The following is a 20,168-nucleotide window of genomic DNA, read 5'->3' on the forward strand; positions in this document are numbered from 1 at the left end:
GAATGCTATAATAGACAGGATTTAGCCATAGAGAAGCAAAAGTGCTTTCTAGGGTTATAGACACGACTTACAATTACCGGAGGGACAGTAAATGGGAAAATTGGTGATTTGCGATCATCCTTTAATTCAACACAAACTAACATTTATTCGCGACGTAAGAACAAACACGAAGGATTTCAGAGAGCATGTTGACGAAGTTGCTACATTGATGGCTTATGAGATTACACGGGATATTCCTCTAGAGACCATTACAGTACAAACACCGGTCACTGAAACCGAAAGCAAAGTGATTTCAGGAAGAATGCTTGGGCTTATCCCTATTCTTCGTGCCGGCCTAGGTATGCTTGAGGGCGTCCTAAAGCTTCTCCCTGCTGCTAAAGTAGGACATGTTGGCTTATTCCGTGATCCGGACACACTTCAACCGGTAGAGTATTACATCAAGCTTCCTACAGATGTACAGGAACGTGAGTTGATCGTAATTGATCCGATGCTAGCTACAGGGGGATCCGCGATCGCTGCCATTACCTCGCTGAAGAACCGCGGCTGTACACAGATTAAAATGATGAACCTGATTGCGGCTCCGGAAGGTGTTGCTGCAGTTCAAGAAGCGCATCCAGATGTAGATATTTACGTAGCCGCGCTTGATTCTCATTTGAATGAACATGGATATATCGTCCCAGGACTTGGCGATGCTGGAGATCGTTTGTACGGAACTAAGTAAATAGTAATCAGTAACAGGTAATACATTGAGTTTTTAATTTTTTTGATGAAAGGGTAGGGGTTATGTCCAAAATTAAAGTGATGACTATTTTCGGAGTGCGCCCCGAGGCGATCAAGATGGCTCCTCTAGTTCTTGAGCTGAAGAAGCATCCTGAGCATATCGAGTCCATCGTATGTGTTACTGCACAGCACAGAGAATTGCTCGATCAAGTGTTGGAAGTGTTCAATATAACTCCTGATTACGATCTGGATGTGATGAAGGACCGTCAGACACTTAATGAGATTACTATTCGAGTGCTTGAAGGCTTGGAACCTGTACTCAGAGAGGTTAAACCTGATATCGTACTGGTGCACGGAGATACATTAACGACGTTCCTTGCAAGTTACGCCTCTTTCCTGCAGCAAATTCAGGTTGGGCACGTAGAAGCAGGACTTCGGACATGGAACAAATTGTCTCCGTATCCTGAAGAAATGAACCGTCAACTTACAGGTGTGTTAGCAGATCTACACTTCGCTCCAACCGATTGGTCAGCTGGTAACCTGAGACATGAGAACAAAAAAGAATCAAGTATTTATATCACAGGCAACACTGTAACCGATGTGTTTCAATATACCGTACAGCCTGATTACAGGCATCCTGTTTTGGATTTCGCTTCAGGGAAAAGACTTATTTTGATGACCGCTCACCGTAGAGAATCGCAAGGTGAACCGCATCGCAATATCTTCCGAGCAGTCAAAAGAATCGCTGATGAATTCGAAGATGTTGCCATTGTTTATCCTGTGCATCCGAGTCCTGCTGTTAAGGAACCTGCACATGAAATCTTGGGTGGACATCCGAGAATCAAGCTGATTGATCCACTGGATGTCGTAGACTTGCATAATTTTTATCCGCATACTCACTTGATATTAACCGATTCCGGTGGTTTGCAAGAGGAAGCTCCTTCATACGGAGTTCCCGTGCTTGTGCTTCGTGATACGACGGAGCGTCCTGAAGGGATAGACGCTGGAACGCTAGAACTTGTGGGCACGGACGAGGAGAAGGTGTATGAACGGACACATGCTCTTTTGACTGATAATGAGCTCTATCAGTCGATGAGTCGGGCCGCCAACCCGTACGGTGATGGCAAAGCCTCCCAACGAATTGTCAATGCGATTTTGCACCATTTTGGTGTGAACAAGGAACGTCCTGAAGAGTTTCACAGAATGTTCACAAAAAATAAATAATTTCATTTAAAGTAATATTTGATCTGTTAAAATCAACATACAGTCAAACTGTACGGTTTATATGGTTTTGGAACATTTTGCTGTGATTATTTTCATGTTTTCAAGGGTTTTTAAGTAATGTTCAATGAATTGACAAAGTCTCCAGAAATTCAGTAAAATTAGTTGGGATTGTAGCCAATGAAAGAACAAAATAGCAGGGACAGCTTGTTACAGACCGCGCTTATCATTGGAAGTGCAGGCACTATACTCGCCGCTTACATTATTATTGGTTTTTTTGCGGCAAGGTGGCTGAAAGACCTGATGGAAGGCCCAAGATATTGGCTCGCCATTGGCACTATAACCGGAATGATTCTGGGGATTGTGAACGTCGTCCTGTTAATTAAAAAATTTTTGGGGGAGCAGAATGGATAATATGACTCCCATGATCAATACCGTCACTAGAGTTACGCTCGTCCTTATGGCAGGACTCTTAATGGGCTGGGCACTTCATCATGAAACCAGGGATGTTACGCTGGGCATGACTCTAGGTCTGGTGGCGGGATTGGTAAACTTTCGTTATCTGGCCGTCAAGGTTCGACGGGTAACGCAGTCGATTGCGAGCAACGAAGGGAATGCCTTCAGCCTCGGTTTTGTTACACGGATTAGCTTCGCAATTTTGGTCACCATGTTCGCGGTCAAGATTGAGCATTTCTCCCTGGTAGCAACTGTTTCGGGCGTATTCATTCCTCAGCTTCTCGCCATTCCTGCGGGGATATATCTGAGTGTGAAGAACAAACTTTAACCAGATTAAAGAGAAAGGGGGATGATACTATGCACGCTATGCCGAAAATCTTTGTCGGAGGAATACCGATAGATATATCAGCCGTATTAATGCTTCTGATCAGTTGTACAGTAGTGTTTGTACTGGTGATGTTGTCGGTTCGCAAGCTTTCGGTTGAGAATCCATCTAAGCTTCAGAATTTTATGGAATGGGTTGTAGAATTTGTAGAAGGTGTCGTTAGCAGTGCTATGGACCTGAAGAAAGGAAAACCTTACATATCTTTGGGGCTAACGTTGATTCTGTTTATCTTTGTTTCCAACCTTCTTGGATTGCCTTTCTCAGTTGTAACTGAAGCGCATGGACCTGTAACCGTGTTTGGCCATGTAATAGAAGCAACCAGGAACTTGGCGCATGGTGATCATGTTGAGATCTTATGGTACAAGTCGCCGACTGCTGACATTAATGTCACTGCGGGATTGGCAATTATCGTGTTTATTTTGATGAACTTCCTGGGCATTAAGCTCAACGGTAAGCATTATTTCAAACACTATATTGAGCCGTTTCCAATCTTTTTGCCACTGAACATTATCGAGAACTTGGCAAAACCAGTAGCTCTGGCTATTCGTCTATTTGCTAACATTTTTGCCGGAGAAGTACTGATTACAGTCATTTTGAAACTGGGGATTCTCAGTATTCCGTTCCTGGCTGTATGGCAAGGATTCAGTATTTTCGTCGGGGCACTACAGGCGTTTATCTTTACAATTCTGACGATGGTTTATATCGCACAGATGACGATTCACGAAGAAGAAGCACATTAATGAACTGCTGCGAAGAGAACGGCTATCGCCTGATTTTCTTTCGCGGGAGATATCTTATATCATTAAACACAATATGAACCAAAATTAAAGGAGGATATTTACAAATGGAATTTTTAGCAGCAGCAATAGCGGTTGGATTGGGTGCACTTGGCGCAGGTCTTGGTAACGGTATGATCGTAAGTAGAACAGTTGAGTCCATCGCTCGTCAACCAGAAGCTCGTAACGCTCTTCAAACTACAATGTTTATCGGTGTAGGTATCGTCGAAGTTATTCCGTTGGCAGCAACAGTTATCGCATTCCTGATCATGTTTTCATCTTAATAAACCGTATTTACGGTTTGGCGGGGACGGCCGATGCCATCCGCGCCTTACTTTTGTATACGTCCGCATGACGCGGTAAGGGAAGGGAGTGACCTCAGTGGAAATTGTTTGGACAAACATCTTATTTTCAATTCTAGCCTTTGGGATTCTATATTTCTTGCTCAGTAAGTATGCGTTCAGCAAACTGTTCGCAGTTATGGAGAAACGCCGTGAGCTAGTAATGCAGCAAATGGATGAAGCTGCGAAGACTAGAGAGCAAGCGGTCGCGTATGTGGAAGAGCAGAAGCAGGCGCTGAACAGTGCACGCCAGGAAGCTCAACAGATTATTCAACAATCGCAAATTACTAGTAATCAACAGGTAGAACAAGCTTTGGCGCAAGCTAAAGTTGAAGCTGCACGTGTCAAAGAAGAGGCCGTGCGCGATATCGAGAACGAGAAGAATAAAGCAGTGGAAGAGTTGCGCAGCGAAATTGGAACGGCATCTGTTCGTATTGCTTCTAAGCTTCTTAAGAAAGAAGTTAGTGCTAGCAGTGAGCAGGAGCAGCTTGTGAACCAATACCTCAATGAGGTAGGAGGCCGATCATGAGCCGCGATACGGTAGTTGCCAAGCGCTACGCTAAAGCATTGTACAGTGCAGCGGTAGAGAAGGGGATTACCCTTGAAGTAGAAGAACAGCTCAAGGCAGTGGTCGAAGTATTACATTCAGACCAAGAGGTACAGCGGTTTATTCTTGCACCGCGTATCTCAGAGTCCGACAAGCTGAAAGTGCTGCGCACAGCACTTCAAGATAAGCTCTCTCCTATCGTGATGAACATTGTAGAACTGTTAGTAGAGCGAGGCAGAACCGATATTTTTGCCGAACTGCTGGATACGTATATCAAGATTGAAGGAGACGCTCTTGGCATTGGTGATGCTAAGGTATACTCCGTTTATTCTTTAAGTGAAGAAGAACAAGCGGCTGTAGCTGCAGAATTCGGCCAGCTCGTAAACCGTAAAATCCGGGTTACGAACGTGGTGGATCCAAGCCTGCTGGGAGGACTGAAAGTTTATATCGGCGATACGCTGTATGACGGCAGTCTGTCTAGCAAATTGGAACGTCTCGAGAAATCCTTTAATGATAAGCATAGAAGATAGGGGTGAGGATATTGGGCATCAGACCTGAAGAGATCAGCACTTTGATCAAAAGTCAAATTGAGCAATATAAAGCCGATATCGAAGTTGCCGAAGTCGGCACCGTCATTCAAGTCGGAGACGGTATCGCTCGTGTCTACGGTCTGGAAAACGCAATGGCAGGCGAGTTGCTAGAGTTCTCCAACGGTGTAGTGGGCATGGCGCTCAATCTGGAAGAAAGCAACGTCGGTGTTGTTATTCTGGGTGAGTACAAGGAAATTCGTGAAGGCGATCAAGTAAAACGTACTGGACAAATCATGCAAGTTCCAGTTGGAGAGGCCCTTCTGGGTCGTGTAGTAAACGCACTCGGTATGCCGCTTGACGGTAAAGGCCCAATTCAAACGACGGAGTTCCGTCCGGTTGAGAATAACGCTCCTGGTGTTATCGACCGTAAATCGGTTCATGAGCCAATGCAAACTGGCCTTAAAGCGATTGATGCGATGGTACCAATTGGTCGTGGACAACGCGAACTTATCATTGGTGACCGTCAAACAGGTAAAACTGCAATCGCAATTGATGCGATTATCAACCAAAAAGGCAACGGAATGAAATGTATTTATGTTGCCATTGGACAAAAACAATCTACAGTAGCACAGGTTGTAGAAACTCTCCGCCGTCATGGTGCGTTGGAATATACAATCATTGTAACTGCTTCGGCTTCCGAGCCATCCCCACTGTTGTATATTGCTCCATACGCAGGTTGCGCAATGGGCGAATACTTCATGTACAAGGGCGAACATGTACTGATCATTTATGATGACCTTTCAAAACAAGCTTCGGCTTATCGCGAATTGTCCTTGCTGCTTCGTCGTCCACCGGGTCGTGAAGCGTTCCCTGGTGACGTGTTCTACTTGCATTCCCGTCTTTTGGAACGTGCGGCTAAGCTTAGTGATGCGCTTGGTGGTGGTTCATTAACCGCGCTTCCTTTCATCGAAACACAAGCATCTGACGTATCAGCTTACATTCCTACGAACGTAATCTCGATTACAGATGGTCAAATTTTCCTTGAATCCGATCTGTTCAACTCTGGACAACGTCCGGCAATCAACGTCGGTATCTCCGTTTCCCGTGTAGGGGGTTCCGCTCAGATTAAAGCGATGAAGAAGGTTGCTGGCTCGCTCCGTCTGGATCTTGCCCAATATCGTGAACTTCAAGCTTTCTCGCAGTTCGGCTCAGATCTAGATAAATCGACGCTTGCTCGTCTGAATCGCGGAGCGCGTATGATGGAAGTTCTGAAGCAAGGTGTAAATCAGCCGTTGACTGTTGAGCATCAAGTACTCAGCTTGTACACAGCTGTAAAAGGATATTTGGATGATATTCCTGTTAAAGACGTAAAACGTTTTGAAAAGGAATTTCTTGCTTACATGGATAGCAGTGCTGCTGAAGTTGCTCAATCCATCAAAGATACAAAAGATTTGACAGCAGATAACGAAGCCGCTCTTAAAGCAGCAATTGATAAATTTAAAAGAGGCTTTGCTACTAGCTAATATAGATAGTGCGTAAACGGATCTTACTAAGTGAGCTTTGGCTCTGCCGAAGCTCAGGCTTTACTTATAAAGTTAGCTTTGACTCCGTTAAAGCTAAGATGATGCTTACGAAGTTAGCTTTGACTTCGTCAAAGCTTTAAGGTGGTGAAATCATGGCAAGAAGCATGCGTGATATTAAACGTCAAATTAAGAGTGTTCAAAACACAAGACAGATCACAAAAGCGATGGAAATGGTAGCCGCCTCCAAGCTGAGAAAAGCTCAGGAGAAGGCAATTGCCGCCCGTCCTTATGCTGAGAAGCTGAAAGAGGTTGTATCGAGTATTGCTGCTGGTACAGAAGGCATCCAGCATCCCATGCTGGTCAGTCGTCCTGTGAAAAAAACCGGTTATCTTATCGTGACCTCTGATAGAGGACTTGCGGGAGGATACAACGCTAATATTCTACGTAAGGTGACGATGCTCATCGCTGAGCGACATAAATCGAAAGATGAGTACGCCTTGTTCGTCATCGGTCGTAAAGGCCGTGACTTCTTACGCCGCCGTGAATATCCGATTGTACATGAGGTTACCGAGCTTTCGGATGCGCCGAAATTTGCAGATATCAAGACTATCGCGAACTTGGCAGTACAACAGTTTGAGACAGGTGAGTATGACGAGTTGTACGTTTGTTACAACCAATTCGTCAATGCTATTACCCAGATTCCAACCGTTGATCGACTGTTGCCTATGGAAGGCGTAGGAAATCATGAGCATCATGAAGCATCCGCAAATTACGAATATGAACCTTCACCGGAAGGCGTTCTCGAAGTATTACTTCCGAAATATGCCGAAACTTTGATTTATAGCGCAATTCTGGATGGCAAAGCCAGTGAGCTGGGTGCGAAAATGACAGCGATGGGCAGTGCAACAAAGAACGCGTCGAAAATGATCGGAGAACTTACCCTTACGTACAACCGTGCCCGTCAGGCGGCAATTACACAGGAAATTACCGAGATCGTGGCCGGAGCGAACGCTCAGTCTTAAAAATACAAGAAAAGTTAAGCAGTGTGCTTGACTTACCTTGTATTTTACGAGAAACAGTGCCGTGTTAAGCGATACATAGTATCGCCTGCTTCGGGAGTATAACTCCTTAAGAACGGCACTGCAGTTCTTCTTAAAATATAAGAAAGTATAGGTTTTACACTATACAAAATGCTTATATTTCTACGAGAAACGGTTGTCATCTTTATATGACGACAATGTCGTTTCTTCTTGACGTAACAGCTTTCGAGGAGGGAATTGAAGATGAACAAAGGACGCGTTGTAAGCATTATGGGTCCGGTTGTCGATATTGAATTTGAACGCGGCCAGTTGCCCGAGATATTCAACGCTATCAAAATTGAAACTGTCTTGGATAATGGTCGCCAGATTAACCTAACACTTGAGGTTTCCAATCACTTGGGAGACAATCTGGTACGTTGTATCGCTATGTCTTCTACAGATGGTCTGGTTCGTGGACTGGACGCAATGGACCAAGGAGGTCCTATTTCGGTTCCTGTAGGGGAAGCGACATTAGGCCGGGTATTTAACGTACTTGGGAATCCAATTGATAACGCTGGTGAAGTTGCAGCTGAGATTAGGAACCCAATTCACCGTTTGGCTCCGACTTTTGATGAATTGTCGACACAAGCCGAAATTTTGGAAACGGGTATTAAAGTTATCGACTTGCTGGCACCTTACGCTAAGGGCGGTAAAGTTGGTCTGTTCGGCGGTGCCGGTGTAGGTAAAACGGTAACGATTCAAGAATTGATTAATAACATTGCCCAAGAACACGGTGGTATTTCCGTATTCGCGGGTGTGGGTGAACGTACTCGTGAAGGTAATGACCTTTATCACGAAATGACGGACTCAGGTGTTATTAAGAAAACAGCAATGGTGTTCGGACAAATGAATGAGCCTCCAGGCGCGCGTCTACGCGTAGCTTTGACCGGTCTTACTATGGCGGAATATTTCCGTGATGTAGAAGGTCGCGATACGCTGCTCTTTATTGATAATATATTCCGTTTCACCCAAGCGGGTTCCGAAGTATCCGCTCTTCTCGGACGTATGCCGTCCGCGGTAGGTTATCAGCCTACACTGGCTACTGAAATGGGTCAGTTGCAAGAGCGTATCACTTCGACCAAAAAAGGCTCCGTTACTTCCATTCAAGCAATCTACGTACCGGCGGATGACTACACTGACCCTGCTCCGGCAACGGCGTTTGCTCACTTGGATGCAACAACAAACCTTGAGCGTAAGATTTCCGAGAAGGGGATTTTCCCAGCGGTTGATCCACTGGCTTCCAGCTCACGTCTGCTAGCACCGGAAATTGTTGGTGAAGAGCATTACAATGTGGCACAAGGTGTTAAACAATTGCTGCAACGTTATACCGAACTTCAAGACATCATTGCCATCTTGGGTATGGATGAATTGAGTGAGGATGATAAGGTTATCGTATCCCGTGCTCGTAAAGTTGAGCGGTTCCTGTCGCAGCCTTTCCACGTGGCTGAACAATTTACTGGCTTCAAGGGTAAATACGTGCCAATTAAAGAAACTGTACGAAGCTTTAGAGAGATTCTGGATGGTAAGCATGATGATCTTCCAGAAGCAGCATTCCTCTTTGTGGGAACAATCGAAGAAGCGGTAGAAAAAGCGAAAACGATGATGTAACCCTAAGCTTAGTTAATGCTTTCGATGCGAGCTTTACTTCGTAAAGCTTTTAGGAGGAATGGAAGTGAATACCTTTTTGTTGGAAATTGTCACGCCGGAGCATCTCGTTTACTCTAAACAAGTGAATAGCTTGACAGTACGAGGAGTCGAAGGTGAGTTAGGTATTTTGCCGGGACACATTCCGCTTGTGACTCCACTTCAGGTTGCTCCGTTATCCGTAAAATCGAACGGTGTTACGATCTCCATCGCCGTTCATGGCGGGTTCGTTGAAGTGCATAAGGACAAGGTAACAGTGCTGGCTGAAAGTGCCGAGCTGCCAACTGAGATTGATGTTGAGCGCGCCGAAGCAGCTAGAGAACGGGCTGAGCGCCGTCTCCACTCTCGTAGCAAACAAGATGAAATCGATCACCGCCGTGCGGAGTTGGCGCTGCAACGCGCTGTTACACGGATCAAAGTGTCCACTGGTAAAGGACAACAGTAGGATATTAGCGGTCAAGCTATAAGCTTGACTGCTTTTTTTATTGTATTAATCTATGCATCTAAGGTTAAAAATTGTTCATTTTCTTGGATATTGGCATTGAATTGTTTAAAAATTTGTAAAAGTACTGGATTCTTTTGCCCTGCACAAGTATGATATAAGAGTCGATTTCCGAGTAATACGAACACGGAGGGTTAGCATGGAGGATTTATTGTCCAATGGATGGTCTAGTGCAGCTGGAACCAGCAGCATGGTCTCAATGATTGTTTCTTTGCTCAGTGTTGTATTATCTTGGTGGGCATTGCAGAACCTTAAGCTGGATTTGGTCATAAGATATCCCAAGAGTCCTCAGGGAAGGCTACTGCACTTGCTATTGGCCATTGTACTTGGTCGTTTAGTTGCAGGATTCTTTCTGGATTACCTTAGCTGGAGTGGGATGATCCGCTATATGTTTTAGGAATTTGTAGTTTGGTTATAAATGTCATAGGTCGTAGTGGTCAAAAAGTGTCGAATAATAAGGTTTTATTATGTCAACACTGAACTTTAAGGAACATGCCCGGATGAATGGGCGTAATGATGGAGTATGCGAATTTTATTGCAATTACTTTTAATCTAAAAAAACAATTTAAGAAATAATGGACGCGGAGGGAAACCGAAAATGAGCAAATTTATCGTCCGCGGTGGCAACAGATTGACCGGGAGCGTGAAAGTTAGCGGCGCAAAAAATTCCGTATTACCGATCATAGCCGCCTCTCTATTGGCAGAAGAAGGAGTAAGCGTCATTGTGGACGCACCTCCGCTTGATGATGTAATGACGATTTCAAAAATGTTGGAATCTCTGGGTGCAGGGGTTACATATCAAAACGATATTATCCAGGTGGATGCTACAAACATCACTTCCTGTGAAGCACCTTATGAATGGGTACGAAAAATGCGGGCATCTTTTTTAGTGATGGGCCCTCTGTTATCTCGACTTGGTCAAACAAGAATCTCTTTGCCTGGCGGCTGCGCCATTGGCACACGACCGATTGATCAGCATTTGAAAGGGTTTGAAGCGCTTGGTGCAGAGATTAGTCTCGGCCAGGGATACATTGAAGCGAAAAGTAACGGTCGTCTGCGCGGAGCCAAGGTGTATTTGGATGTAGCTAGCGTGGGTGCGACCGAAAATATAATGATGGCAGCGGCACTCGCCGAAGGTGTGACCGTGATTGAGAATGCGGCTAAGGAGCCTGAAATTGTTGACCTGGCCAATTATTTGAACGGTATGGGCGGAATCGTGCGCGGTGCGGGAACAGGTGTTATCCGTATTGAAGGCGTTGAACGTCTGCATGGCGTTAAACATCATGTGATTCCTGACCGAATTGAGGCAGGTACTTATATGGCGGCCGCAGCAATTACAGGTGGCGATGTATATGTAGAGGGCGCAATCGCTGATCACTTGGGTCCTGTTATTGCTAAGATGGAAGAGATGGGCGTGACCATTATTCCTGACGAGAACGGTATTCGAGTAATTAGTGACAAACCTCTTAAAGCTGTTGATTTGAAGACTTTGCCGTATCCAGGATTTCCAACGGATATGCAGTCTCAAATGATGGCATTATTGCTACGCTCTGAAGGAACCAGTGTCGTTACAGAGACAGTATTCGAGAATCGGTTCATGCATGTGGATGAATTCCACAACATGAATGCTGAGATTAAGATCGAAGGTCGCTCAGCGATCGTTACGGGTAATGCGCAATTGGTCGGAGCAAAAGTTTGTGCTACGGATTTACGTGCGGGAGCTGCGCTTATCTTGGCAGGTCTTGTTGCTGAAGGTACTACTGAGGTAAGCGGAACTCATCATATTGACCGCGGATACGTACATTTGGCTGAGAAGCTGTCCGGACTAGGTGCGGAAATTTGGCGTATTTCCATGGAAGACACAGCCGTGCAAACGGTGAAGGGTGAAACTCTTAAACCAGAAGTAGCCAAGAGCGAATCGTGTAAAAGCGAAGAGGTTAAACCTCGCTTCCAGGTTCAAGCAACTTGGGTATAATATCAGTTATTAGGAGAGATCAGGCTGCAGTGATGCGGCTTGGTCTTTTTTTAATAATAAGAAAGTAAATCTGAATCCTCATCTAATGAGGATTTTTTTCGTTTGTAATTTTTTAACGCGGGGCATAGTGATAGATACGAGAAAGCTACTCTCTTTCTCTCAAATATTGTTCTAGTAGTTGCTGTAAATTCATATCTATAAGAATCAACAGTGACTCACGGAAGGAGCCATAGAGATGAAAGATTTCCGCTACTTGCGACGTAACAAGTCAACGCGCTGGCACTCGCGTCCCCTTGCTCCCCGGCTTAGGCGACTCGGTCCGGTCGCCTGGCTCGCAGCGCCTATCCTGGCGGCGCTGCTGATTCCACTGGCGGTTGTCCCGCAGCACCGGGGACAACCGGCGCCTCCGGCCGTGCCGACGGTACCGACGGTCACGGCCTCACCGGCGGCGCCGAAGGCAGCTGCGCAGGAAGAAGCGCCGCAGCCGAAGGTCTCTGTCTATTTGTCGCGCAGCGGACAAATAGAGACATTGCCGCTGGAGGACTACGTCAGCGGCGTGCTTGCGGCCGAGATGCCGGCCAGCTTTGAGCTTGAAGCGCTCAAAGCGCAGGCCGTAGCGGCCCGCACCTTTATCCTTCGCCGCCTGCTGGCTGGCGACAGAAGCGGCGTCCCCGTTCCGGGGGCGGATGTAACAGATACGGTAAGCCATCAGGCTTACGTATCTAAGGACACGCTGGAACGGAAGTGGAAGCTCGGCGGAAGAAGCGCCGACCTTGCCAAGCTTCAGCGCGCGGTCCTTGAGACGCGCGGTGTCATTATGACCTATAAAGGGCAGCCGATTACGGCCTCCTTTTTCGCCTCCAGTGGAGGATATACGGAGAACTCGGAAGAATACTGGAATGCAGCAATTCCCTATTTGCGCAGTGTGACGAGTCCTTGGGAGAAAGAGATTACCCCAAACTATGCGGTAACAACGACCTTTTCCATTTCGGAGATACTTACTAGACTTGGGCTAAACGACAGAGTAATCCCTGCGTCAAAAGAAACTATCCATTCAGTCACGACAAAGAAGATATCTACTTCCTCAGAATTGCCGGTAGAAGTGTTGTCTCTCACCACTGGACATCGGGTGAAGGAAATCTCTATTGGAGGCACTATTTTTACTGGAAGAGAAGTAAGAGAGAAGCTAGGGTTGCGTTCCAGCCAATTCAGTTGGGGTCGAAAAGGGAATAAAATCTATATAACTACCTTCGGAAATGGGCATGGTGTGGGGATGAGTCAGTGGGGTGCAAATGGGATGGCGAAGGAAGGCGGAACGGCCACCCAAATTCTCAAACACTATTATAGAGGTATCTCTTTTACGCAAATCTCAACTCTTCTGAAAAAATAAATTGGAAGATACGTATAAAAGAGAGAAGCCCGGTAACACTGGTTACTGAGGTGATAACCATATGAATGAACAAGACAAAAACAAAACAAACCATGATGAATCTCTCAAAAAATCGCAGGGAGATTTAGGTGCTAAACCTTCTTCATGGAGCAAGATGTTATCTAAACGTTGGGTGTTCCCAGCAGTCTACACGGCGGCAGCGGCAATTATACTAACCTTGGTGTGGGTCTATCAAGATGCCGGCCAAAAGCCGCTGGACACCGCCGCCACATCACAGCAACAAGCAGGAGCTTCGACTAACGAAGCTGGTACTGCAAACAGTAATCCAGATGCCCTTGAAGTTCTTGCTTCAGCGGAAAGCTTGGTATGGCCAGTAGCCAATCCAGGAGAAGTAGAAGTGGTCAAGCCGTATTATGATGAGAATGGTACTGAGGATAATCACGTTGCCGCCATGGTGCAGTATAACGACAAATTTATTCCTAATGTCGGTATCGATCTTGCCCGTGAAGACAATAACACGTTCGACGTCAAAGCAGCGCTTAGCGGTGAAGTGACTAGAGTTGAAGATGTTGCGGTGTTAGGTAAGGTAATTGAGATTACCCATCAAGGCAACATGAAGACCGTGTACCAAAGTCTTGGCGACACGAAAGTTAAACAAGGTGATGTTGTGAAGCAAGGAGATACACTTGCAACCGCAGGTCGCAGTGAAATCGAAAAGAACCTGGGCAATCATGTACACTTTGAAGTGTATAAGGATGGCAAAGTAGTTAATCCATCAGAGTTACTGCCAGGGCGATAAGAATATCTATAGCAGGGGGCGAAAGCTCCCTGTTTTGTTTTGTGAATAAGGAGGCTCTTCGTAAGCAGCATGCTTATAAAGAGTCTTATTTTTCGGCGAGAAAGGGTTATTGTCTTAAAGGATCAACAACGTTCCTTCTTGCTAATAACAAGGCTTTTTGGGTTGTCCATTAAATAAAATGAGCCTTCCCAGGCTTGTCATGTCTTGAAAGCGCGAATATATAAGCCCGCCCCTCATATAATGTACCAAACTATCCACAGTTGGGAGGCGGGAGCGTGCACGATTACATCAAGGAACGTACGATCAAAATCGGACGCTGCATCGTGGAAACCAGACATACGGTCCGGACCATAGCCAAGGAATTTGGCGTTTCAAAGAGCACGGTGCACAAAGACTTGACTGAACGTCTGCCAGAGATCAACCCTGATCTGGCCGATCAGGTGAAGCACATTCTTGAATATCACAAATCCATCCGACATCTTCGGGGGGGAGAAGCCACAAAAATTAAATATAAAAAAACGACGGGGAAAAAACGTGAGGTTGCTGTAGCATCAAAGCCATGAGATTTTCGGAAATTTAAGGAAATATTCAGTTATAACGCATTGTGTACATCCCCTAAAGTATGTTATTTTTAAGTTTAGTACTAACTGCTGTTTTTTAATTAAAATAACACTTTGGGGGCTCTTTCATTATGTTTAGCAAGGATATCGGAATCGACCTCGGCACGGCCAATGTGCTCATACATGTTAAGGGAAGGGGAGTCGTTCTGGATGAACCTTCCGTGGTCACAATTGAAAGTGATACGAAGAGAGTCCTTGCGGTGGGAGAACAGGCACGTCGCATGGTTGGACGTACACCTGGAAATATAATAACGATCCGTCCTCTACGGGATGGTGTCATTGCAGATTTTGAAGTCACGGAAATGATGCTGAAGTATTTTATCGACCGCGTTGGCGGCCGTTCCTGGTACGCACGGCCCCGTATTCTGATTTGCGCCCCTACTAATATTACATCTGTGGAACAGAAGTCCATACGGGATGCGGCAGAACGTAGCGGGGCCAAGGAAGTATTTATGGAAGAAGAGCCAAAGGCCGCTGCAATTGGAGCGGGAATGGATATTTATCAACCAAGTGGGAATATGGTCGTCGATATCGGTGGCGGAACGACGGATGTAGCCGTGCTTTCTATGGGCGACGTCGTTACCGCTTCTTCGATTAAAGTCGCTGGAGACAAGTTCGATGAGGCCATTTTAAGATATATTAAACAAAAGTATAAATTGTTAATCGGCGAACGAACAGCAGAGGATATTAAGCTTACTATTGGTACGGTTCGTCCTGGTTTGATGAAGTCCGAGATGGATATTCGTGGTCGGGACATGGTAAGCGGACTACCCCAGACGCTCACTATTACGTCTGGCGAGATTAAGGAAGCGTTGTGGGATCCGGTTTCTTCCATTGTGGCTGCAGCTAAATCGGTATTAGAGCGTACACCACCAGAGTTGTCGGCGGACATCATTGACCGAGGTGTTGTTCTTACTGGTGGAGGTGCTTTGCTTAACGGATTGGACGAGCTGCTCTCAGAAGAATTGCACGTTCCTGTCTGGGTAGCTGAAGACCCTATGCACTGTGTAGTAAAAGGAACAGGGATTATGCTGGATAATTTGGACAAGGTCGTTAAGAAAAATTTCTAAGCAGCCGATATAAAAGGTAGCATTAGATTCGGAAGGAGACTACCTTCATGATAAGAGGATTATATACGGCCGCTGCAGGTATGGTTGCGCAGCAGCGTAGACACGATACGGCAACACAAAACATCGCTAACTTAAATACAACGGGATATAAGCAGGTTGACAGTGTTAATCGTGCTTTTCCGGATGTCTTGATCTCTGCTATGAGTAATGGCACTACCACGCCGGTTGGGCGCCTTAACACGGGCGTTTTTGCGGAACAGTCGATATCCCAATATTTACAGGGGGATTTAAGGGAGAGCGGCAAGTCTATGGATTTTGCTTTATCTACGGATTTGCAAATGGTCGACCCTGTGACGGGTCAGAATATAGCCTTTGATGGTTCAGGGAAGTACGTAAGTCCTGATGGCGAGGTTATTTACCGTCCACAGGCTTTCTTTACTGTTCAGGATGTTGAGGGCAATAACTTATTTACCCGGAATGGAAGCTTCTCAGTAAATGCGGCTACCGGAGAAGTGTTGAGCAGTGGAGGTTTCAAGGTTCTTGATTCCACAGGCCAGCCTCTCGTCTTGACAGGAAATCAGGACACCCTTAAAGTGGACGGGCAGGGTAATGTACTGAGTCCAGTAACAGGACTTCCGACTGGGACTAAACTTGGTGTGAGTGTAGTTACAAAGCCACACGAACTAGTGCGTGATGGTAATGGTGTGTTTCACGCGGATGATGTAGCGGCGGCGGACATTCGTTATTCCAATGCAACTGATAACTTACAGGTGCGTCAAGGATATTTAGAGGGATCCAATGTTGATCCTACTCAGGTTACTGTAGATTTGAATGCCGCATACCGGGCGTATGAAGCGAATCAAAAGATCGTTCAATACTATGATAGCAGCTTGCAGAAGGCTGTAAATGAAGTTGGCAGGGTATAGACTGCTTTATGAATTGAGCTTTACAGGTAAAGCTTATAGGAGGTTTGATCTATGAACAACTCAACGATTAGTGCAGCAGTCTCCATGTCCAGCCTTCAGCAGCGGCTTGATATTATAGCGGATAATCTAGCTAATATGGATACCAATGGTTATAAAAGCAAGCAAGGCTCCTTTGAGGATGTGCTGACTCGTGTACAGCAGCAATCGGATGATTATGATCAGCCGGGCCGCGCTACACCTTTGGGCTTCAATATCGGTTTTGGGACTTATGTACCTTCGATTACAACGAATTGGGAGGAAGGCCCGCTTAAAGAAACGGGTAATCCTACCGATTTGGCACTTCAAGGCAATGGACTTTTTGGAGTTCAAGTCAATGGCACTACGGCCTATACACGTCAGGGTGATTTTCACTTTACTCCAGATGCAGCAGATGCAACGAAGATGGTCCTTGTAGATAATACAGGTAATCCTGTACTGAATACAGAAGGTACTCCTTTAACGGTCCCTGTGGGTGTGAATGCAGCTATCGATGAATCTGGCCGTGTATTAACGAAACAGACAGAGAATGGACCTGTTCAGGTAGCAGGTACTATAATGATTGTAGAACCTAAGACACAGAATGCTTTAAAGGCAGTGGACGGAAATTTCTATATGCTTGCCGATGGAGTTACAGCACAGCAGGCTTTTGTACAAAGAGCAGCAGGTGAGGCTTCTGGAATTGGAGTGCGCTCAGGGTGGCTGGAGCAGTCGAATGTCGATATGACCACAGAAATGACACAAATGATGCAGATTCAACGTACGTATCAACTCACAGCTCGGGCGCTTTCTTCCAGTGATCAGATGCTAGGTCTGGCCAATAACATGCGCGGGTAGAGGTGAAGGAATGGAACGTCAGAAAAAGGTGAAACCGGAAAACAAACCAGAAGACAAGAAAGAGACGAAGCGGCGAGGCGTTTCAAAATGGACACTCATCCAGTGGGTTCTTATTCCCTTGCTTCTCATAGCTGCACTTGGAGGCGGGCTGGCCGTCGGTTACGTCGTCCTTGGCAAGAAAGAGTTTAGCGATGTTCTACAATGGAGCACGTGGAAACATGTATATGATTTGGTTTTTGCTCCATAATTAATGATGATAACGACTCCCTTGTTATATAAGGGAGTTTTCTTTTTTATACGGATAAATGTATAATGGTGGGGGGCCTCGGGCAGCAAAAAGGGCCCTCTCCGCCATGCTGCCGCATCCGGTGGAGAAAGCCCCTTATCTTAACCTCCACTTCTGCAGTTGGTGAAGGATAATTATAGTTTTTACCGAAGTTGCCTAAATTTATGCAGTTCGGCAAAGAATAAATGAAGTAACATCCGAAAGGAGTTTTGTTATAATGCTGGATATCAACCAAATTCAAGAAATTATCCCCCATCGCCCTCCATTTCTACTGGTGGACAGAATTACCGAGATTGAAATGGGTAAACGGGCTGTAGGCATCAAAAATGTAACGATCAATGAACCTTTCTTCGTAGGCCATTTCCCAGGTTATCCGGTAATGCCGGGCGTACTGATTACAGAAGCTCTTGCACAAGTTGGTGCGGTTGCTATTCTGGGAGTAGAAGCGAATCGCGGCCGAATCGGCTTTTTAGCTGGTCTGGATGGATTCCGTTTCCGTGGTCAGGTCGTACCGGGAGATACTCTCAAGCTTGAAGTGGAGATCACTCGCCTTAAGGGCAGTATCGGAAAAGGTCAAGCTACCGCATCGGTTGAGGGGAAAGTTGTAGCTTCTGGGGAAATTATGTTTGCTCTGAGCTAATACTAATTAAATATACATTATACATGGAGAAGGAGAGATTATAATGACTCAATTAAGCCCAAAAGCGGCAGAAACCTTATCTCGCTGGTTGGAGAACGCCTCTGTTGATGAGTCAACGAAGGCGGAGCTGCGCGCTCTGGAGAACGAGCCACAGGAGCTAGAGGAACGATTTTATAGAGATCTAGAATTCGGTACAGGTGGCTTGCGCGGTGTAATTGGTGCGGGTAGTAATCGTATCAATCGTTATACGGTAGGTAGAGCGACTCAAGGCTTCGCTAATTATATTCTGGAGAAGCACACTGGAGAGGGCAGACCTTCTGTTGTTATCGCTCATGACTCCCGTCGTTTCTCGCCTGAATTCACACTTGAGGCTGCTCTTGTATTAGCTGCTAATGGCATTGAGGCTCATTTATTCACTTCTCTGCGCTCAACACCGCAACTGTCGTTCAGCGTGCGTCACTTGAAAGCAACGGGTGGTATTGTGATTACTGCGAGCCATAATCCTCCTGAATATAATGGTTACAAGGTCTATAATTCAGAAGGGGGACAGCTTGTACCTCACGAAGCCGAAAAGGTCATTTCCTACATACTAGAAGTTGACACTTTTGATGGTGTAAAACGGATTTCCCAAGAAGAAGCTGAAGCTCAAGGACTGCTGCACTGGCTTGGGGAGAAGGATGACGAAGCTTTTACCGATACCGTCGCTGCGGTTAGTCTTGCAAGTGAAGAAATTGCCTCTACGCTTGGAAAAGACTTCAAAATCGTATACACCCCGCTACATGGTACTGGTAACCTGCCAGTTCGTCGTGTGCTTGAGAAAATCGGTTTTACACAGGTGCATGTTGTACCAGAGCAAGAACAACCAGATTCCGAATTTTCCACGGTGAAGTCACCAAACCCAGAGGAACGCGAAGCCTTTACACTGGCAATGAAGCTGGGTGAAGAGTTGAATGCTGACCTCCTGATTGGCACGGATCCCGATGCAGACCGAATGGGTGCAGTAGTTCGCGACAATGAAGGTAAGTTTGTTGTTCTATCCGGCAATCAATCCGGAGCTCTGATGATTCATTACTATTTAAGTCGTCTACAGGAACAAGGAAAGCTACCTAGCAATGGAGCGGTTGTAAAGACTATCGTGACGAGCGAGATGGGGGCTGCTGTAGCCTCTCATTATGGTGCAACTATATTTAATACGCTAACGGGCTTCAAATATATTGGGGAAAAAATGACTCAATTCGAACAATCCGGAGATTACACATATCTTTTCGGTTATGAAGAAAGCTATGGTTATCTTGCAGGCAACTATGCCCGTGATAAGGATGCCGTTGTTGCTGCTATGCTGATCGCTGAAGCAGGTGCTTATTACAAAGCTCAAGGTAAAACATTGTATGATGTTCTTCAGGAATTGTACGAGCAGTTCGGATACTTCTTGGAAAGCTTGGAATCCCGTACATTGAAAGGCAAGGATGGCGTTGCGCAAATTCAAGGTATTATGAATGATTGGCGTAAGAATGCACCACAAGAAATTGTGGGATCTGCCGTTACAGAGGTTCTGGATTATTCGCTAGGCTTGAATGGTCTGCCGAAGGAAAATGTATTGAAATATTTACTGGCTGACGGATCTTGGTTCTGCCTGCGTCCTTCCGGTACAGAACCAAAAATTAAAGTTTATTTTGCGGTTGTTGGTGAATCCTTGCAGAATGCCAAGGACAAGGTAGCTGCACTATCCAAGCAGGTTATGGCACGTGTTGACGGGGAACAATAAAAAAAGGTTATAGACCGCGCTCTATATTGTGAATTTATATTTTTTACGTAGAAACGGGTACCGTCTCTAAAAGGATGACGATCCGTTTCTACTTTTGTAA

Annotated in this window: 23 protein-coding genes; all 23 read left to right on the forward strand. The window is 45.8% G+C overall.

Going from position 1 to position 20,168, the window contains the following annotated elements; all coding sequences use genetic code 11:
- The first annotated feature begins 91 nt into the window (after nt 1-91).
- On the forward strand, nt 92-721 hold the full coding sequence (gene upp / locus NSS67_RS04655) for a uracil phosphoribosyltransferase (protein WP_339318539.1): 630 nt from the start codon (nt 92-94) through the stop codon (nt 719-721).
- Nucleotides 722-783: 62 nt separating this feature from the next.
- Complete coding sequence (gene wecB, locus NSS67_RS04660) at nt 784-1,944, forward strand: UDP-N-acetylglucosamine 2-epimerase (non-hydrolyzing) (RefSeq protein WP_339318540.1); 1,161 nt, start codon at nt 784-786, stop codon at nt 1,942-1,944.
- A 177-nt stretch (nt 1,945-2,121) separates the two neighbouring features.
- Nucleotides 2,122-2,355 carry an AtpZ/AtpI family protein gene (locus NSS67_RS04665; protein WP_339318541.1) on the forward strand — a complete coding sequence of 78 codons (234 nt, stop codon included), beginning with the start codon at nt 2,122-2,124 and terminating at the stop codon, nt 2,353-2,355.
- Nucleotides 2,348-2,725 carry an ATP synthase subunit I gene (locus NSS67_RS04670; protein ID WP_339318542.1) on the forward strand — a complete coding sequence of 126 codons (378 nt, stop codon included), beginning with the start codon at nt 2,348-2,350 and terminating at the stop codon, nt 2,723-2,725. The genes NSS67_RS04665 and NSS67_RS04670 overlap by 8 nt, the downstream gene beginning before the upstream one ends.
- A 29-nt stretch (nt 2,726-2,754) precedes the next feature.
- Nucleotides 2,755-3,522, forward strand: a complete 768-nt coding sequence (atpB, locus tag NSS67_RS04675) for a F0F1 ATP synthase subunit A (RefSeq protein ID WP_339318543.1) — start codon at nt 2,755-2,757, stop codon at nt 3,520-3,522.
- A 104-nt stretch (nt 3,523-3,626) separates the two neighbouring features.
- Nucleotides 3,627-3,842 (forward strand): F0F1 ATP synthase subunit C, encoded by a 216-nt coding sequence (atpE, locus tag NSS67_RS04680; RefSeq protein WP_339318544.1) that lies wholly within the window; start codon nt 3,627-3,629, stop codon nt 3,840-3,842.
- A 97-nt stretch (nt 3,843-3,939) separates the two neighbouring features.
- Nucleotides 3,940-4,428, forward strand: a complete 489-nt coding sequence (gene atpF / locus NSS67_RS04685) for a F0F1 ATP synthase subunit B (RefSeq protein WP_339318545.1) — start codon at nt 3,940-3,942, stop codon at nt 4,426-4,428.
- Complete coding sequence (locus NSS67_RS04690; protein ID WP_060625972.1) at nt 4,425-4,976, forward strand: F0F1 ATP synthase subunit delta; 552 nt, start codon at nt 4,425-4,427, stop codon at nt 4,974-4,976. The genes atpF and NSS67_RS04690 overlap by 4 nt, the downstream gene beginning before the upstream one ends.
- Nucleotides 4,977-4,987: 11 nt before the next feature.
- Nucleotides 4,988-6,499 carry a F0F1 ATP synthase subunit alpha gene (atpA, locus tag NSS67_RS04695; protein ID WP_339318546.1) on the forward strand — a complete coding sequence of 504 codons (1,512 nt, stop codon included), beginning with the start codon at nt 4,988-4,990 and terminating at the stop codon, nt 6,497-6,499.
- Nucleotides 6,500-6,651: 152 nt separating this feature from the next.
- Entirely contained in the window at nt 6,652-7,521 is an 870-nt protein-coding gene (gene atpG / locus NSS67_RS04700; RefSeq protein ID WP_339318547.1) for an ATP synthase F1 subunit gamma, read from the forward strand.
- Nucleotides 7,522-7,782: 261 nt separating this feature from the next.
- Nucleotides 7,783-9,186 (forward strand): F0F1 ATP synthase subunit beta, encoded by a 1,404-nt coding sequence (gene atpD / locus NSS67_RS04705; protein ID WP_339318548.1) that lies wholly within the window; start codon nt 7,783-7,785, stop codon nt 9,184-9,186.
- Between the two features lie 64 nt (nt 9,187-9,250).
- Nucleotides 9,251-9,667, forward strand: coding sequence for a F0F1 ATP synthase subunit epsilon (locus NSS67_RS04710; protein WP_339318549.1), 417 nt, complete (start codon nt 9,251-9,253; stop codon nt 9,665-9,667).
- Between the two features lie 196 nt (nt 9,668-9,863).
- Complete coding sequence (locus NSS67_RS04715) at nt 9,864-10,121, forward strand: DUF1146 family protein (RefSeq protein ID WP_339318550.1); 258 nt, start codon at nt 9,864-9,866, stop codon at nt 10,119-10,121.
- Nucleotides 10,122-10,322: 201 nt separating this feature from the next.
- A complete protein-coding gene (gene murA / locus NSS67_RS04720) occupies nt 10,323-11,699 on the forward strand; it encodes a UDP-N-acetylglucosamine 1-carboxyvinyltransferase (protein WP_339318551.1) in 1,377 nt (458 codons plus the stop codon).
- Between the two features lie 235 nt (nt 11,700-11,934).
- Nucleotides 11,935-13,089 (forward strand): stage II sporulation protein D, encoded by a 1,155-nt coding sequence (spoIID, locus tag NSS67_RS04725; RefSeq protein ID WP_339318552.1) that lies wholly within the window; start codon nt 11,935-11,937, stop codon nt 13,087-13,089.
- Nucleotides 13,090-13,150: 61 nt separating this feature from the next.
- Complete coding sequence (locus tag NSS67_RS04730; protein ID WP_339318553.1) at nt 13,151-13,888, forward strand: M23 family metallopeptidase; 738 nt, start codon at nt 13,151-13,153, stop codon at nt 13,886-13,888.
- A gap of 275 nt (nt 13,889-14,163) precedes the next feature.
- On the forward strand, nt 14,164-14,451 hold the full coding sequence (spoIIID, locus tag NSS67_RS04735; RefSeq protein WP_019915029.1) for a sporulation transcriptional regulator SpoIIID: 288 nt from the start codon (nt 14,164-14,166) through the stop codon (nt 14,449-14,451).
- A gap of 128 nt (nt 14,452-14,579) precedes the next feature.
- Nucleotides 14,580-15,578, forward strand: a complete 999-nt coding sequence (locus tag NSS67_RS04740; RefSeq protein WP_339318554.1) for a rod shape-determining protein — start codon at nt 14,580-14,582, stop codon at nt 15,576-15,578.
- Nucleotides 15,579-15,625: 47 nt separating this feature from the next.
- Nucleotides 15,626-16,504, forward strand: coding sequence for a flagellar hook-basal body protein (locus NSS67_RS04745; protein ID WP_339318555.1), 879 nt, complete (start codon nt 15,626-15,628; stop codon nt 16,502-16,504).
- 51 nt (nt 16,505-16,555) lie between these two features.
- Nucleotides 16,556-17,377 (forward strand): flagellar hook-basal body protein, encoded by an 822-nt coding sequence (locus tag NSS67_RS04750; protein WP_339318556.1) that lies wholly within the window; start codon nt 16,556-16,558, stop codon nt 17,375-17,377.
- A gap of 10 nt (nt 17,378-17,387) precedes the next feature.
- Nucleotides 17,388-17,624: a DNA-directed RNA polymerase subunit beta gene (locus NSS67_RS04755; RefSeq protein ID WP_339318557.1), complete on the forward strand. Its 237-nt coding sequence runs from the start codon at nt 17,388-17,390 to the stop codon at nt 17,622-17,624.
- Between the two features lie 256 nt (nt 17,625-17,880).
- Entirely contained in the window at nt 17,881-18,303 is a 423-nt protein-coding gene (fabZ, locus tag NSS67_RS04760; RefSeq protein ID WP_339318558.1) for a 3-hydroxyacyl-ACP dehydratase FabZ, read from the forward strand.
- Nucleotides 18,304-18,346: 43 nt separating this feature from the next.
- Nucleotides 18,347-20,068 (forward strand): phospho-sugar mutase, encoded by a 1,722-nt coding sequence (locus NSS67_RS04765; protein WP_339318559.1) that lies wholly within the window; start codon nt 18,347-18,349, stop codon nt 20,066-20,068.
- Nucleotides 20,069-20,168 lie beyond the last annotated feature (100 nt).

This window comes from Paenibacillus sp. FSL R10-2734, from assembly GCF_037963865.1.
In the GTDB taxonomy this organism is placed as follows: domain Bacteria; phylum Bacillota; class Bacilli; order Paenibacillales; family Paenibacillaceae; genus Paenibacillus_AQ.

Bases quoted from the DNA above. Each gene is read 5' to 3' on its own strand.
- spoIID (WP_339318552.1), top strand. From the start codon at position 11,935: ATGAAAGATTTCCGCTACTTGCGACGTAACAAGTCAACGCGCTGGCAC.
- atpE (WP_339318544.1), top strand. From the start codon at position 3,627: ATGGAATTTTTAGCAGCAGCAATAGCGGTTGGATTGGGTGCACTTGGC.
- NSS67_RS04750 (WP_339318556.1), top strand. From the start codon at position 16,556: ATGAACAACTCAACGATTAGTGCAGCAGTCTCCATGTCCAGCCTTCAG.
- fabZ (WP_339318558.1), top strand. From the start codon at position 17,881: ATGCTGGATATCAACCAAATTCAAGAAATTATCCCCCATCGCCCTCCA.
- atpD (WP_339318548.1), top strand. From the start codon at position 7,783: ATGAACAAAGGACGCGTTGTAAGCATTATGGGTCCGGTTGTCGATATT.
- NSS67_RS04690 (WP_060625972.1), top strand. From the start codon at position 4,425: ATGAGCCGCGATACGGTAGTTGCCAAGCGCTACGCTAAAGCATTGTAC.
- wecB (WP_339318540.1), top strand. From the start codon at position 784: ATGTCCAAAATTAAAGTGATGACTATTTTCGGAGTGCGCCCCGAGGCG.
- upp (WP_339318539.1), top strand. From the start codon at position 92: ATGGGAAAATTGGTGATTTGCGATCATCCTTTAATTCAACACAAACTA.
- NSS67_RS04745 (WP_339318555.1), top strand. From the start codon at position 15,626: ATGATAAGAGGATTATATACGGCCGCTGCAGGTATGGTTGCGCAGCAG.
- NSS67_RS04715 (WP_339318550.1), top strand. From the start codon at position 9,864: ATGGAGGATTTATTGTCCAATGGATGGTCTAGTGCAGCTGGAACCAGC.
- NSS67_RS04765 (WP_339318559.1), top strand. From the start codon at position 18,347: ATGACTCAATTAAGCCCAAAAGCGGCAGAAACCTTATCTCGCTGGTTG.
- NSS67_RS04665 (WP_339318541.1), top strand. From the start codon at position 2,122: ATGAAAGAACAAAATAGCAGGGACAGCTTGTTACAGACCGCGCTTATC.
- NSS67_RS04730 (WP_339318553.1), top strand. From the start codon at position 13,151: ATGAATGAACAAGACAAAAACAAAACAAACCATGATGAATCTCTCAAA.
- atpG (WP_339318547.1), top strand. From the start codon at position 6,652: ATGGCAAGAAGCATGCGTGATATTAAACGTCAAATTAAGAGTGTTCAA.
- NSS67_RS04670 (WP_339318542.1), top strand. From the start codon at position 2,348: ATGGATAATATGACTCCCATGATCAATACCGTCACTAGAGTTACGCTC.
- NSS67_RS04755 (WP_339318557.1), top strand. From the start codon at position 17,388: ATGGAACGTCAGAAAAAGGTGAAACCGGAAAACAAACCAGAAGACAAG.
- murA (WP_339318551.1), top strand. From the start codon at position 10,323: ATGAGCAAATTTATCGTCCGCGGTGGCAACAGATTGACCGGGAGCGTG.
- NSS67_RS04740 (WP_339318554.1), top strand. From the start codon at position 14,580: ATGTTTAGCAAGGATATCGGAATCGACCTCGGCACGGCCAATGTGCTC.
- atpB (WP_339318543.1), top strand. From the start codon at position 2,755: ATGCACGCTATGCCGAAAATCTTTGTCGGAGGAATACCGATAGATATA.